At 69.7% G+C, this 14,020-nt stretch carries 12 protein-coding genes and 1 tRNA gene; 12 read left to right on the plus strand and 1 reads right to left on the minus strand.

Annotation, left to right across the window (positions count from 1 at the left end; all coding sequences use genetic code 11):
• Positions 1 to 72: 72 nt before the first annotated feature.
• Entirely contained in the window at positions 73 to 1,605 is a 1,533-nt protein-coding gene (locus JOE64_RS03400; protein ID WP_204962960.1) for a helix-turn-helix domain-containing protein, read from the minus strand.
• Positions 1,606 to 1,713: 108 nt separating this feature from the next.
• On the opposite strand from JOE64_RS03400, the gene gabT reads away from it, so the two are divergent.
• From gabT to rplA, 12 genes are all read left to right on the plus strand, one after another.
• Positions 1,714 to 3,072 carry a 4-aminobutyrate--2-oxoglutarate transaminase gene (gene gabT / locus JOE64_RS03405; protein WP_204962961.1) on the plus strand — a complete coding sequence of 453 codons (1,359 nt, stop codon included), beginning with the start codon at positions 1,714 to 1,716 and terminating at the stop codon, positions 3,070 to 3,072.
• 109 nt (positions 3,073 to 3,181) lie between these two features.
• Positions 3,182 to 4,540, plus strand: coding sequence for a flavin monoamine oxidase family protein (locus JOE64_RS03410; RefSeq protein ID WP_204962962.1), 1,359 nt, complete (start codon positions 3,182 to 3,184; stop codon positions 4,538 to 4,540).
• Positions 4,537 to 5,424: a universal stress protein gene (locus tag JOE64_RS03415; protein WP_204962963.1), complete on the plus strand. Its 888-nt coding sequence runs from the start codon at positions 4,537 to 4,539 to the stop codon at positions 5,422 to 5,424. Before JOE64_RS03410 ends, JOE64_RS03415 begins: the two co-directional genes overlap by 4 nt.
• Positions 5,421 to 6,971 (plus strand): APC family permease, encoded by a 1,551-nt coding sequence (locus JOE64_RS03420; RefSeq protein ID WP_204962964.1) that lies wholly within the window; start codon positions 5,421 to 5,423, stop codon positions 6,969 to 6,971. The genes JOE64_RS03415 and JOE64_RS03420 overlap by 4 nt, the downstream gene beginning before the upstream one ends.
• Positions 6,968 to 8,425 (plus strand): NAD-dependent succinate-semialdehyde dehydrogenase, encoded by a 1,458-nt coding sequence (locus JOE64_RS03425; RefSeq protein WP_204962965.1) that lies wholly within the window; start codon positions 6,968 to 6,970, stop codon positions 8,423 to 8,425. Before JOE64_RS03420 ends, JOE64_RS03425 begins: the two co-directional genes overlap by 4 nt.
• Before the next feature lie 61 nt (positions 8,426 to 8,486).
• Positions 8,487 to 9,854 (plus strand): NAD-dependent succinate-semialdehyde dehydrogenase, encoded by a 1,368-nt coding sequence (locus tag JOE64_RS03430; protein ID WP_204962966.1) that lies wholly within the window; start codon positions 8,487 to 8,489, stop codon positions 9,852 to 9,854.
• 82 nt (positions 9,855 to 9,936) lie between these two features.
• On the plus strand, positions 9,937 to 10,374 hold the full coding sequence (locus tag JOE64_RS03435) for a pyridoxamine 5'-phosphate oxidase family protein (protein WP_204962967.1): 438 nt from the start codon (positions 9,937 to 9,939) through the stop codon (positions 10,372 to 10,374).
• Between the two features lie 144 nt (positions 10,375 to 10,518).
• Positions 10,519 to 10,591 (plus strand) — tRNA-Trp (locus JOE64_RS03440).
• An 85-nt stretch (positions 10,592 to 10,676) separates the two neighbouring features.
• Positions 10,677 to 10,937 (plus strand): preprotein translocase subunit SecE, encoded by a 261-nt coding sequence (secE, locus tag JOE64_RS03445; RefSeq protein WP_204962968.1) that lies wholly within the window; start codon positions 10,677 to 10,679, stop codon positions 10,935 to 10,937.
• Positions 10,938 to 10,984: 47 nt separating this feature from the next.
• Entirely contained in the window at positions 10,985 to 12,079 is a 1,095-nt protein-coding gene (gene nusG / locus JOE64_RS03450; RefSeq protein WP_204962969.1) for a transcription termination/antitermination protein NusG, read from the plus strand.
• Between the two features lie 766 nt (positions 12,080 to 12,845).
• Positions 12,846 to 13,277, plus strand: coding sequence for a 50S ribosomal protein L11 (gene rplK, locus JOE64_RS03455; protein ID WP_196384053.1), 432 nt, complete (start codon positions 12,846 to 12,848; stop codon positions 13,275 to 13,277).
• Positions 13,278 to 13,290: 13 nt separating this feature from the next.
• Positions 13,291 to 13,980, plus strand: coding sequence for a 50S ribosomal protein L1 (gene rplA, locus JOE64_RS03460; protein WP_204962970.1), 690 nt, complete (start codon positions 13,291 to 13,293; stop codon positions 13,978 to 13,980).
• Positions 13,981 to 14,020: the final 40 nt, after the last annotated feature.

Raw genomic sequence — 14,020 nt, forward strand, 5'->3', positions numbered from 1 at the left:
TGCGGGCACGCGCGCACGGCACGCACGTGTTGGCGCCTCCGAACGGGTCGCGAGGGCCGCATCGCCCCTGGGTCAGAGGGGCGGGGTCAGGAGAGCCGCCCAGAGCTCGGCGCGCGCGGGGAAGGCGGACAGATCGGTCCCGAGCACGCGCTCGGCCTGTGCCACCCGGGCGCGCACGGTGTGGCGGTGGATGCCCAGAACCCGGGCGGTCTCGTCGATGCGCGCGTCGTGGGCGAGCCACGCGTGCAGTGTCTCGACGAGGGAACTGCCGGTCGCGGCGTCATGCGCACGCAACGGGCGCAGCCGGGCGTCGGCGAGCACCCTCACGGCGGGTGAGTCGAGACTCGACAGCAACGCCTCGGCGGCGACGTCGCCGAAGCGTGCGACGCCCCCCGACGACGCGCGGCGCAGCGCGGCGACCGCTTGCGCATGCGCGCGGCCGAACGAGGCGTAATCGGTGGGGTCCGACAGTCCGACGCCGGTGTCGACGAGCGCCGCGAGCTCGCCGGCGGTGCGTTCGTCTGCGGCGGGAACCACGACGACGATCCCATCCGGCCCGCGGCCGTAGAAGACAGCCCCGCGCTCTTCCACGGCGCGCAGTTCGAGCCAGTCGACGGCGGCGTCCAGCCGGCGGGATGCCACGGGTGCCACCCCGACCACGACCGGGGCGCTGGGCAGTGGGCCCCACAGCTCGCGCGCGACCCGGCGCGGCAGCTGCGGCTCGTCGGCGAGGAGCGCCTGCAGGAGCCCGGCCCGCAGCGCCGAGCGCGCTCTGCCGAGGCCCACGTTCTGCTCCAGTGAGAGACCCGCCATCGCGATGACGGAGGTCACCACGCTGCGGCCCTCGAGATCGAGCTCGGCGCCGACGATCGCGAGCAGTCCGCGCAGGTGTCCGCCGCGCCCGAGCGTCTGCATCGTGATGCGCTCGCCGGCCGCGTCGAGGGTGGAGGCCGCGCGCGCTCCGCGCCGCAGCAGTGCCCCGGCCTCGGCGACGACGGCCTCGAGCACCTCCGGGGCGGGCCCCGTCTCGGGCGCGCTCTGGGTCAGGGTCCCCGCCGCGTCGAAGAGGCCGACCCAGGCGTTCAGCTGATGCGCGAGCTCCGACACCGTCGCGGCGAGCCCGTCGGGGCGGAGCGCCGCGAGCGAGATCGCCCGCTGTGCCGCGAGAGCCCACGTGCGACGGGCGTACGCCTCGGCGGCGATGGCCTCGGCGTTCGCGCGGGCGAGAGCGATGAAGGGCGTGCGGTAGGGAACCTCGAACAGCGGCATCCGCTCGCGTCGACAGGCGTCGACGAGGGCGGGCGGGATGCCGTCGCGCACCACCTCGGTGCCGAATCCGAGTCCGCGGACGCCGCGTGCGCTCAGCCGCGCCACGTACGCGTGGTACGCAGCGGGGCCGTCGGCGCCGGCGAACTGGGTGCCCGTCGTCAGCAGCAGCAGGTCGTCGGCCAGGAAGGGGGTCGGATCGGCGAGGTCGGAGCTGTGCACCCAGCGCAGGGGAGTGTCGAGGGCGCCGTCGGCCATGGCATCCGGGTCCGAGGCGAGGCGCAGGTCGAGCTCGGGACGCGCGAGCAAGGCGCGAAGGGTCGGCTGCGGATCTGCCATGGGCGACGGTCCCATCGGTGGAGCGGCTGTACGTGAGGTCTGTCACTGCGCTCAGAATGTACACGGTGGCGGGTGTGGCGCGACAGTCCCGACTCGTACGCTCCCGGCATGAGCATCATCGACACCGCCTTCGTCGGCGGACCGTCCCTGGCGCAGGAGCGCCGCATCGTCACGCCGATCCCCGGTCCCCGCTCGCAGGAGCTGCTGGAGCGCAAGCGCGCGGCCGTCGCCGCCGGAGTCGCCCACACGGTCCCCATCGAGACGGTCGCCGCCGGCGGCGGGGTCGTGGTCGATGCCGACGGCAACTCGCTCATCGATCTCGGCTCCGGTATCGCCGTCACGAGCGTCGGCAACGCGCACCCGGGTGTCGTCGCCGCCGTGCAGCAGGCCGTCGCGCAGTTCACGCACACCTGTTTCATGATCTCGCCCTACGACTCGTACGTCGCGGTCGCCGAGAAGCTCAACGCGCTCGCCCCCGGCGACCACGAGAAGAAGTCGGCCCTGTTCAACTCGGGCGCCGAGGCCGTCGAGAACGCGGTCAAGATCGCCCGCCGATTCACCGGCCGGCCGGCCGTGGTGGCGTTCGACCACGCCTACCACGGCCGCACCAACCTCACGATGGCGCTCACGGCCAAGGCGATGCCCTACAAGAGCGGCTTCGGGCCTTTCGCCTCCGAGGTGTACCGCGTGCCCGCGTCCTACCCCTTCCGCGACGGCCTGAGCGGTGCGGATGCCGCGGCGACGGCGATCTCGCTCATCGAGAAGCAGATCGGCGCCGACAATCTCGCCGCCGTCATCATCGAACCGATCCAGGGCGAGGGGGGCTTCATCGTGCCCGCGGACGGGTTCCTGCCCGCCGTCGTCGACTGGTGTCGTGCGAACGGGGTCGTGTTCATCGCCGACGAGGTGCAGACGGGCTTCGCCCGTACCGGCGCGATGTTCGCGAGTGAGCTCTTCGGGATCGTCCCCGACCTCATCACGACGGCGAAGGGCATCGCGGGCGGCATGCCGCTGGCGGCGGTGACGGGCCGGGCGGAGATCATGGATGCCACCCACGGCGGCGGCCTCGGCGGCACCTACGGGGGCAACCCCGTGGCCTGTGCGGCGGCCCTGGCATCCATCGAGGCCTTCGAGAACGAAGGCCTGCTCGGGCGGGCGCAGCAGATCGGGGGGATCCTGCGCGCCCGCCTCGAGTCCGTGCAGGCATCCGACCCGCGCATCGGTGACGTGCGCGGCCACGGTGCGATGATCGCCGCCGAGTTCGTCGATCCGGTGACGAAGGCCCCCGATGCGGCGCTCACCGCCGCCGTCGCGAAGGCGGCGATCGCCGAGGGGGTCATCGTGCTCACGTGCGGCACCTACGGCAACGTCATCCGCTTCCTGCCGCCGTTGTCGATTCCCGACGACCTGCTGATCGAGGGGCTCGACGTCGTCGCCGCGGCGCTCGCCGCCCAGCCGCCCCGCTGACCCGCAGATTCGCACGACCTCGTCCCACTTTCGGCCGGGCATGTCCCACATCCGGTCGTTTCGGGACCACCGCATCAGCACTTACTGGGACATGGACCGAGGAGCACGAATGACCGAGATCACCCGAGACGTCGTCATCGTCGGGGCGGGGGCCGCAGGCCTCACCGCCGCCAACGAGCTGAAGAAGGCGGGCCTGTCCGTCGCCGTCCTCGAGGCGCGCGACCGCGTCGGCGGGCGCCTGTGGACCGACACGATCGACGGCGCGATGCTCGAGATCGGCGGCCAGTGGATCTCGCCCGACCAGACGGCGCTGATCGAGACGGTCGCCGACCTCGGGCTCGACACCTTCTCGCGCTACCGCGAGGGCGACAGCGTCTACGTCGGACCCGACGGGGTCGCGCACCGGTTCACGGGCGAGATGTTCCCGGTGTCGCCCGAGACCGAGCAGGTGATCGCCGAGATCACCGAGCGGCTGGATGCCATGGTGGCCGAGATCGACCCCGACCGGCCCTGGGCGCACGAGAAGGCCGCCGAATGGGACCGCATCTCGTGGGATGCCTGGCTGCGTCAGCAGACCGACGACGACGAGGCCGTCCGCAACCTCGCGTTCGCCACCGGCTCGGCGATGCTCACCAAGCCGACGCACGCGATGTCGCTGCTGCAGTCGCTGCTCATGGCCGCGAGTGCCGGCAGCTACTCGCACCTGGTCGATGCGGATTTCATCCTCGACAAGCGTGTCGTCGGCGGCCTGCAGCAGGTGCCGATCCTGCTCGCCGAGCGTCTCGGCGCCGACGTGTTCCTCAACCAGCCGGTGCGGACGATCGACTGGTCGGATGCCGGTGCCACCGTGATCTCCGACGGGATGACCGTGCACGCCCGACAGGTGATCCTCGCCCTCGCGCCGGTCCTGTACCCGCGCATCGGCTTCGTGCCGCCGCTGCCCCGCCTGCAGCACCAGATGCACCAGCACATCTCGATGGGCTTCGTCATCAAGGTCCACGCCGTGTACGACCGGCCGTTCTGGCGCGAACAGGGTCTGTCGGGCACCGCCTTCAGTCCGTACGAGCTTTCGCACGAGGCCTACGACAACACCAATCACGGCGACGAACGCGGCACGCTGGTCGGCTTCGTCAGCGACCTCCACGCCGACGGGGTATTCGAGCTCAGCGCCGACGAGCGCAAGGAGCGCATCCTCGAATCGCTGTCGCACTACTACGGGCCCGAAGCCAAGAACCCGGTTGTGTACTACGAGAGCGACTGGGGGAGCGAGGAGTGGACCCGCGGCGCATATGCGGCGAGCTTCGACCTCGGTGGGCTCTCCCGCTACGGAGCGCACCTGCGCGAGCCCGTCGGGCCGATCCGCTTCGCGTGCAGCGACCTCGCGGGCGCGGGCTACCAGCACGTCGACGGCGCGATCCGGATGGGGCGCCTCGTGGCATCCCAGATCGTCGACGGGGTGCGGGCGTGACGGGTCACATCGTCGTCGGCTACACGGCGACCAAGACGGGGCGCGATGCCGTCGCGTTCGCGGCCCGTCTCGCCGCGGCGACCGACGCCGTGCTCGATGTCGCGATCGTCCTGCCGAGCCCGTCGCGCAGCGTCATCACACCGCCCGATGCGGCGTACGATCGCTACCTGCACGAGCAGGCGCAGCGCTGGATCGCCGGAGCGATCGATCGCATCCCGGCCGACGTCGTCGGCCACGCGCACGTGCGCACCGCCGAGTCCTTCGCCGAAGGACTGGTGCAGCTGGCGGGGTCGATCGGCGCCGACTACGTCGTCGTCGGCGCCGCCGACGGCGCGTCGCGCGGTCGCCACCGCCTCGGGTCCACGACGACCGAGCTGCTGCACTCGTCGGACGTGCCCGTGGTGCTCGTGCCGCGCGGTGCCCGCAAGGTCGCCGCGGAGACGGGTCTGTCGCGCGTCACGGTCGCGATCGGCACACGCCCCGGCGCCGACGCCCTGATCGGCGCCACCGCGGAGCTGGCCGAGCGCGCGGGGGTGCCCGTCCGGCTGCTGTCGCTCCTGCCCGTCGATCTGCCGCCGTCGGCCGACACCGCGGCCATCCGTCTCGCCGGATCCACCGAGGCCGAAGAGGTGCTCGAGGCCGCCGCGGCCGAGCTGCCGGCAGGGCTGGCCGCCGACGTCGTGGTCGCCTCGGGCGACTCGATCGAAGACGCCGTGTCGCATCTCGAGTGGCAGGGCGGCGAAGTCCTGCTGGTGGGCTCCAGCCGGCTCGCCCAGCCCCGGCGGCTGTTCCTCGGATCGACCGCCGCCAAGATGCTCCACGAGGTCACCGTCCCGGTGATCGTCGTTCCCCGCACCACCCGCACGGAGGAGGCTCGAGGATGAGCGCACCCCAGTCCGCCGCCGAGGCATCCACCGGCGGCCTGTCGAAGAAGGGCCTCAGCGCCGGAACGGTGGGCCTGATCGGCGCCGTCGTCATCGGCATCTCGTGCATCGCCCCGGCGTACACCTTCACCGCCGCGATCGGCCCGACCGTCGGCGCCGTCGGCGTTCAGGTTCCGGCGATCATCCTCGTCGGCTTCATCCCCATGCTCCTCGTCGCCTTCGGCTATCGCGAGCTGAACAGCCGGATGCCCGATTCGGGGACCTCCTTCACGTGGGCCGCGCGCGCGTTCGGCCCGTGGGTCGGCTGGATGGCGGGATGGGGTCTGGTCGCGGCCACCGTGATCGTCCTGTCGAACCTCGCCGGCATCGCCGTCGACTTCCTCTTCCTGCTGATCGCTCAGGTGACCGGTCGACCGGAGACGGCGGAGCTCGCCGCGAACATCCCGGTGAACATCGTCGTCTGCCTGCTGTTCGTCGCTGCGGCGACGTTCGTGTCGTACCGCGACATGCAGACGACCCAGAAGCTGCAGTACGTGCTCGTGACCTTCCAGGTGATCGTGCTGATCGGCTTCGCGATCGCCGCCTTCGCCCGATTCGCCGGAGGCCAGGCGTTCGACGCGACGCCGTTCGACTGGCAGTGGTTCAACCCGTTCGCCGTGTCATCGTTCAGTGCGTTCGCTGCGGGGCTGTCGCTGTCGATCTTCATCTTCTGGGGGTGGGATGTCACCCTCACCATGAACGAGGAGACGAAGGACCCCGAGAAGACCCCCGGGCGGGCGGCGACCATCACGGTCATCACGATCGTGTCGCTCTACCTGCTGCTGGCCGTGTCGATGATCATGTACGCCGGCACCGGCGACGGGGAGTTCGGTCTCGGCAACCCCGACATCCAGTCGAACGCGTTCTTCGCACTCGCCGGGCCCATCCTCGGCCCCTTCGCGGCGCTCGTCTCGCTCGCGGTGCTCACGAGCTCCGCGTCGTCGCTGCAGTCGACGTTCGTGGGCCCTGCCCGCACCCTGCTCGCGATGGGGCACTACGGGGCGCTGCCGGCATCTTTCGCCAAGGTCAGCCCGCGCTTCTTCACCCCCGGATTCGCGACGATCGTCTCGGCGGTCGTGGCGGCGGGCTTCTACTCGGTGATGCGGGTCGTGAGCACCAACGTGCTCTCCGACACGATCCTGACGCTCGGCATGATGATCTGCTTCTACTACGGGATCACCGCCTTCGCCTGCGTCTGGTACTTCCGTCGGCAGTGGTTCGACTCGACCCGGAACTTCTTCTTCATGCTGCTGTTCCCGCTGCTGGGCGGCGTCATCCTCGCGGTGCTGTTCGTCACGACCCTGATCGACTCGATGTCGCCGGACTACGGCAGCGGCTCGGAGGTGTTCGGCGTCGGGCTGGTGTTCGTCCTCGGCATCACGATCATCGTCACGGGCATCGCGATCATGATCTGGCAGTCCGTGAAGCGCCCCGCCTTCTTCCGCGGAGAGACACTGGGAATGGATGCTCCGCCCTCCCTCCGCCGATCCAAGGAGAACGCACGATGATCACCGAGAGCGACCTGCTCGCGAAGACCCCCCGTCAGCTGTTCATCGGCGGACGCTGGCAGGACGGCGAGTCCGGCACGTTCCCCGTGCGCGACCCCGCGACGGGCGACGTGCTCATCGAGATCGCCGACGCCTCCGCGGCCGACGGCATCCGCGCGCTCGACGCGGCCGTCGCCGCGCAGGATGCCTGGGCCGCCACCCCGGCGCGCACGCGCAGCGACATCCTGCGCCGCGCATTCGACCTCCTCACGGAGCGGGCGGACGAGTTCGCGCTGCTCATGACGCTCGAGATGGGGAAGCCGCTCGCAGAGGCGCGCGGCGAGGTCACCTACGGCGGCGAGTTCCTGCGCTGGTTCAGCGAGGAGGCCGTCCGCATCGCGGGGCGGTACGGCGAGAACCCCGAGGGCACGGGGCGGATGGTCATCAGCCAGCGGCCGGTCGGCCCGTGCTTCTTCATCACGCCGTGGAACTTCCCCCTGGCGATGGCGACCCGCAAGATCGCGCCGGCGCTCGCCGCCGGGTGCACGGTCGTCGTGAAGCCGGCCGAGCTGACGCCTCTCACGACCCTCGCTCTCGCCGCGCTGCTCGTCGAGGCGGGGCTCCCCGAAGGGGTCGTCAACGTCGTCACCACGACCGCGTCGAGCGCCGTCTCGGGTCCGATCATCGCCGACCCGCGGCTGCGCAAGCTCTCGTTCACCGGCTCGACCCCGGTGGGGAAGAAGCTGATCGCCCAGGCTGCTGAGGGCGTGCTGCGGGTGTCGATGGAGCTCGGGGGGAACGCGCCGTTCGTCGTCTTCGACGACGCGGACCTCGACAAGGCGGTCGACGGGGCCCTCGCCGCGAAGTTCCGCAACATCGGCCAGGCCTGCACCGCCGCCAACCGCTTCATCGTGCACGCCGGCATCGCCGAGCGCTTCGCCGACCGCGTCTGCGAGCGGGTGCGGGCGATGAAGATCGGCCGGGGCACCGAGGAGGGCGTCCAGATCGGACCGCTCATCGACCGCAAGGCCGTCGACGGCACGGCCGCGCTCGTCGCGGATGCCGTCGAGCGCGGCGCGACGGTGCGCGCCGGCGGCGCGGCGATCGAGGGGCCGGGCACGTTCTTCGAGCCGACTGTCATCACCGAGGTCGCCCCCGGCAGCGACATCCTGCGCGAGGAGATCTTCGGGCCCGTGCTCGCGATCGCGACGTTCGAGGACGAGGACGAGGCGGTGCGCCTCGCGAACGACACCGAGTACGGTCTCGTCTCGTACGTGTTCACCGAGAACCTCGCGCGGGGCGTCCGCATGATCGACCGTCTCGACACGGGGATGATGGGCCTGAACGTGGGGGTCGTCTCGAACGCGGCCGCCCCCTTCGGGGGCGTCAAGCAATCCGGCGTCGGGCGCGAGGGCGGGCTGGAGGGCATCCACGAGTTCCTGTCCACGAAGTACACGCTGATCCCGATGGCGTAGGCCGCGAACCGGCATCCGCCCGCATCCGACCCGACACCGCACCGACACCGATGAGGACACCATGAGCGAATACGCCGTCACCAACCCCGCCACCGGCGAGACGCTGGCGACCTACCCGACCGCGACCGACGCCGACGTCGAGAATGCTCTGGCCACCGCCGACGAGGCGTTCCGCGGCTGGGCGCGCACCGCAGCGCCGACGGAGCGTGCGGCTCTGCTGCGCCGCGTCGCCGAGCTCCACCGCGAGCGCCGCGACGAGCTCGCCGCGATCAGCGTCCGCGAGATGGGCAAGCCTCTCGCCGCCGCGGAGGGCGAGGTCGACTTCGCCGCCGACATCACGGAGTTCTACGCCGAGCACATCGACGAGATCACCGGCGACAGCCCGATCGACATCCTCGGCGAGGGAACGGCGGTCATCCGCCGCGCGCCGCTCGGCGTGCTGCTGGGGATCATGCCCTGGAACTTCCCGTACTACCAGGTCGCGCGCTTCGCGGCGCCGAACATCGCGGTCGGGAACACGATCCTGCTCAAGCACGCGCCGCAGTGCCCCGAATCCGCGGCGGCGATCGCGCAGATGTACACGGACGCGGGCTTTCCCGCGGGGGTCTACGCCGACGTGCGCCTGACGAACGACCAGGCGGCGGATGTCATCGCCGACCGCCGCGTCCAGGGGGTGTCCGTGACCGGCTCGGAGCGCGCCGGATCGGCCGTCGCCGAGATCGCCGGCCGCAACCTGAAGAAGGTCGCCCTCGAACTCGGCGGGTCGGACCCGTTCCTCCTGCTGTCGACGGACGACCTCGACGGGGCCGTGCAGATGGGCGTGGACGCGCGTCTCGACAACAACGGGCAGTCGTGCAACGGCGCCAAGCGGTTCATCATCGTGGACGACCTCTACGACGCTTTCGTCGAGAAGTTCTCCGCGGCCATGGCGGATGCCACGGTCGGCGATCCCTTCGCCGAGGGCACCGTCCTCGGCCCCCTCTCGTCGCTCGCGGCCGCCGAGCGTCTCGCGGAGCAGGTCGACCGCGCCGTCGCGCAGGGCGCGACCCTGGTCACGGGCGGTGTCCGTGACGGCGCCTACTACCCGGGCACCGTGCTCACCGGGGTCACCCCCGAGATGGACGCGTATCGCGAGGAGTTCTTCGGACCCGTGGGCGTCGTCTACCGCGTGGCGGACGAGAACGAGGCCGTCGACGTCGCCAACGGCACACCGTTCGGGCTCGGCTCCTACGTCTTCACGACGGATGCGGCGCAGGCCGAGCGGGTCGCCGACCGGATCGATGCCGGAATGGTCTACATCAACATCGTCCTCGCCGACTCGCCCGAACTTCCCTTCGGCGGCGTCAAGCGCAGCGGTACGGGGCGCGAGATGGGGCTCCTCGCCGCCGACGAATTCGTCAACAAGAAGCTCATCCGCACGGCCGGCTGACGCGCTCGCTCGGCCATGCGCCGCGGGGGTTCTTCCGGCGCATGGCCTGGCGGCACGACCTTCGGCGGGCCAGGATGGGTTCATGGACCACGTCTCTGATCCCGTCACCCGCCTCTCCGACCAAGAGTGCTGGGATCGCCTCGCAGAACAGCAGCTGGGGCGTCTCGTCACCCGCGTGGGCGATGTGCTCGACATCTTCCCCGTGAACTACACCGTCGACGGCGAGAGCCTCGTCTTCCGCACGGCCGAGGGCAGCAAGCTCACCGAGATCGCCATCAACGACGAGGTGCTCTTCGAAGCCGACGAGTACACCGAGACGGATGCCTGGAGCGTCGTCGTGCGCGGTCGTGCCCGTCGCCTCGACACCGTCGAAGAGGTGGCCGAAGCCGACCGGCTTCCCCTGCAGCCGTGGGTGCCGACGGTGAAGTACAACTACGTGCGGATCACCCCGGCATCCCTCTCGGGGCGCGATGTCCGACGGGGATCGGAGCCCGATCGTTACGGCGTGCAGCAGTACTGAGCCATGCGGCCGGGCCCCCGCGTTCGCGCGTTCCGGGGGCATGACGTATGCTGGACACAGCAGTTGAAGTCTGCATTCTTTCGCCGTGCCCTGGTTGTGCGGGGGGGAGAGGTAAGGCTTCGACCTCGAGGCCTCCGGGTCTCTAGGGCGGTAGCTCAATTGGCAGAGCAGCGGTCTCCAAAACCGCAGGTTGCAGGTTCGATTCCTGTCCGCCCTGCGCGTCAGCGCACAGCTGATAACGAAGGCGTGCCGGCGTCCCGCCGTCACGGAAGCAAGTCCGAGCAATTCACACGGGTGGGTACATGGTTCAGGAAGAGGCGCACGGCGAGGTCGTCGCGAGCAGCGCGCCCCGCGAAAAGAAGCTGAACTTCGTTCAGCGGATCGCCCTCTTCATCCGTCAGGTGTTCGGTGAACTCCGCAAGGTCGTCACCCCGACCCGCCAGGAGCTCGTCAAGTACACCGCGGTGGTCCTGGGCTTCGTCGTCGTCATGATGGCGATCGTGTACGGCCTCGATTTGCTCTTCACCTGGGTGGTGAACGTCGTCTTCGGCGTTCCGGCCTGAGCGACGGCATCCCACGCCCGACCCGCCCCCGATGGAAGAGAACGCACGTGTCTGAGAAGTTCACCGACGATGTCGACTGGGCGACTGCCGCAGAGCAGTCCAGTGAGGATGACGAGGCCCAGGAGGGCAACGTCCTCGCCGCAGAGGAGCGCTCGTCCGAGTCCGCCGAGCACCTCGCCGTCCACGTCGTGAACGAGGACGAGGATGACGCCGACGACGAGATCGACATCGACGACCCGGAGGCGGATGCCATCGTGAACGACGCACTGGAGATCGACGAGGCTGCTGAGGCCGAGGCTGCCGCCGAGGTGCTCAACGACTCGCTCGCCGAGGAAGAGGCGGAGGCCGCTGCGGCCGCCGCCGATGATGTGACCCCGTACGACGGCCCCGACGTCAACGGCGAGCCGGATGCCCCCGCGCTCGACGAGGACTTCGTCGCCGAGGTCTCCGAGGCTGCAGACGTCGTCGACGCATCCGAGACCGCCGAGGAGGTCGGCGACGTCGACTCCGACGAGGCGGCCGACCCCTACGAGACCTTCCGCGCGGAGCTGCGTTCGCTGCCGGGCAAGTGGTACGTCATCCACTCCTACGCCGGGTTCGAGCGCAAGGTGAAGGCCAACATCGAGCAGCGCAAGAGCTCGCTCGAGGTCGAAGAGGACATCTACCAGGTCGAGGTCCCGATGGAGGACGTCGTCGAGATCAAGAACGGTCAGCGCAAGATGGTCACGCGCGTCCGGATCCCCGGCTACGTGCTCGTGCGCATGGAGCTCAACGAGGACACCTGGTCGGTCGTGCGTCACACTCCCGGTGTCACCGGCTTCGTGGGCAACGCCCACAACCCGACGCCGCTGCGCTTCGAAGAGGCGTTCAACATGCTGAAGGCGCTCGTGCAGGTCACCGAGACCGCTCCCGCCAAGGGCGGCGCGGCCAAGGGCTCGGCGACGCCGGTGCGCAACGTCATCACCGAGGTCGACTTCGAGATCGGTGAGACCATCACGATCAAGGAGGGCTCGTTCGCCGGACTCCCCGGTTCGATCAGCGAGATCAAGCCCGAGAGCGGCAAGCTCACGGTCCTCGTTTCGCTCTTCGAGCGCGAGACTCCGGTCGAGCTCTCCTTCGACCAGGTCACCAAGCAGTCCTGACCGGATGCCGGTTCACCGGCATCCTTCCGAGAACGGCACGCTCCCCACGGAGCGTGCCGTTCTCGCGTGCGGCCGGTCTTCCGCCGGCCGTGTCCCACTTTCCGCGGGGTGTGTCCCACTTTGTGCGGGCCGTGTCCCACTTTCTGTCGCTCGGGGGCCGTCCGGACGACAGAAAGTGGGACACCGTCATGGGGGCGGGTGGTGGGGCGGTCGGCCGCGGCTGGTGTCCCACTTTCTGCGGCACTGGCACGCCGTGTCCCAGTTTCTGCGGGTCGTGTCCCACTTTGTGTCGCTTGGCAGCCTGCTGAACGACAGAAAGTGGGACATGGCCATGAGGCCGGTCCGTATGGGCGGCCGCCTGCCGGCCCTGTCGCAGTTTTTGCCGGCCCTCTCTCAGTTTCTGCCGGCCCTGTCCCACTTTCTGCGGGTCGCGTCCCGCTTTCTGCGGGGTGTGTCCCACTTTCTGTCGCTCGGAGGCCGTCGGGACGCCAGAAAGTGGGACATGGTCGTGAAGCTGCGACATGTGAGCCGCTTTCTGGGGGGGGGTGTCCCACTTTGTGTCGCTGGAAGGGCGACCGAACAACAGAAAGTGGGACGCGGTTGGAAGAGGGGGCGAGGCGGGGCAGATGACGGATGCCGCGGCATCCGGTAGACTCAAGAGGTTGCGCGTCCGTCGCGCGACGATCCCACCACCTTCCGGGTCCGCCGGACGGGTGGAAGCGCGCCCCGATCCGCACGGATGGGGTGCTCGACAGAAGGAAAGAGAATGGCACCGAAGAAGAAGGTGACCGGCCTGATCAAGCTTCAGATCAACGCCGGTGCCGCCAACCCGGCGCCGCCGATCGGCCCCGCGCTCGGTCAGCATGGCGTCAACATCATGGAGTTCTGCAAGGCGTACAACGCCGCGACCGAGTCGCAGCGCGGCAACGTCATCCCCGTGGAGATCACCGTCTACGAGGACCGCAGCTTCACGTTCATCCTGAAGACCCCGCCCGCGGCGGAGCTCATCAAGAAGGCCGCCGGTGTGGCCAAGGGTTCGCCGACCCCGCACACCACCAAGGTCGCGAAGCTCACCAAGGACCAGGTCCGTCAGATCGCCGAGACGAAGATGCCCGACCTGAACGCGAACGACATCGAGGCCGCCTCGCTGATCATCGCCGGCACCGCCCGCTCCATGGGCATCACGGTCGAGGACTGAGGGGGAACGCACAATGGCTAAGTCCAAGGTTTACGAAGCAGCCGCGGCGAAGATCGACCGCGACAAGTTCTACACGTCCACCGAGGCGGTGAACCTCGCGAAGGAGACCGGCTCGAAGAAGTTCGACTCCACCGTCGAGGTCGCCCTCAAGCTCGCGGTCGACCCGCGCAAGGCGGACCAGATGGTCCGTGGCACGGTCATCCTGCCGCACGGCACGGGTAAGACCGCCCGCGTCATCGTGTTCGCGACGGGCCCGGCCGCCGAGGCCGCCATCGCCGCGGGCGCCGACGAGGTCGGCGGCGCCGAGCTCATCGAGAAGGTGGCCGCAGGCTGGACCGCGTTCGACGCGGCCGTCTCGACCCCGGAGCTCATGGGCCAGGTCGGTCGCCTGGGTAAGGTCCTCGGTCCCCGTGGCCTCATGCCGAACCCCAAGACCGGCACCGTGACCCCCAACCCGGCCAAGGCCGTCGAGGAGATCAAGGGCGGAAAGATCGAGTTCCGCGTCGACAAGCACGCCAACGTGCACTTCGTCGTCGGCAAGGCCTCGTTCACGGCCGAGCAGCTGGACGAGAACTTCAAGGCCGCGCTCGAGGAGATCGTGCGTCTGAAGCCGTCGAGCTCGAAGGGTCGCTACATCCAGAAGGGTGCCGTGTCGACCACGTTCGGCCCCGGCATCCCGCTGGACGTCAACTCCATCGCCTGACGCACCGCGTCTCGCGAGAAACGAAGGGCCCCGCCGCGAG

The organism is Microbacterium dextranolyticum, assembly GCF_016907295.1.
Lineage (GTDB): Bacteria > Actinomycetota > Actinomycetes > Actinomycetales > Microbacteriaceae > Microbacterium > Microbacterium dextranolyticum.

Bases quoted from the DNA above. Each gene is read 5' to 3' on its own strand.
- JOE64_RS03400 (WP_204962960.1), bottom strand. From the start codon at position 1,605: ATGGCAGATCCGCAGCCGACCCTTCGCGCCTTGCTCGCGCGTCCCGAG.
- gabT (WP_204962961.1), top strand. From the start codon at position 1,714: ATGAGCATCATCGACACCGCCTTCGTCGGCGGACCGTCCCTGGCGCAG.
- JOE64_RS03410 (WP_204962962.1), top strand. From the start codon at position 3,182: ATGACCGAGATCACCCGAGACGTCGTCATCGTCGGGGCGGGGGCCGCA.
- JOE64_RS03420 (WP_204962964.1), top strand. From the start codon at position 5,421: ATGAGCGCACCCCAGTCCGCCGCCGAGGCATCCACCGGCGGCCTGTCG.
- JOE64_RS03425 (WP_204962965.1), top strand. From the start codon at position 6,968: ATGATCACCGAGAGCGACCTGCTCGCGAAGACCCCCCGTCAGCTGTTC.
- JOE64_RS03430 (WP_204962966.1), top strand. From the start codon at position 8,487: ATGAGCGAATACGCCGTCACCAACCCCGCCACCGGCGAGACGCTGGCG.
- JOE64_RS03435 (WP_204962967.1), top strand. From the start codon at position 9,937: ATGGACCACGTCTCTGATCCCGTCACCCGCCTCTCCGACCAAGAGTGC.
- secE (WP_204962968.1), top strand. From the start codon at position 10,677: ATGGTTCAGGAAGAGGCGCACGGCGAGGTCGTCGCGAGCAGCGCGCCC.
- rplK (WP_196384053.1), top strand. From the start codon at position 12,846: ATGGCACCGAAGAAGAAGGTGACCGGCCTGATCAAGCTTCAGATCAAC.
- rplA (WP_204962970.1), top strand. From the start codon at position 13,291: ATGGCTAAGTCCAAGGTTTACGAAGCAGCCGCGGCGAAGATCGACCGC.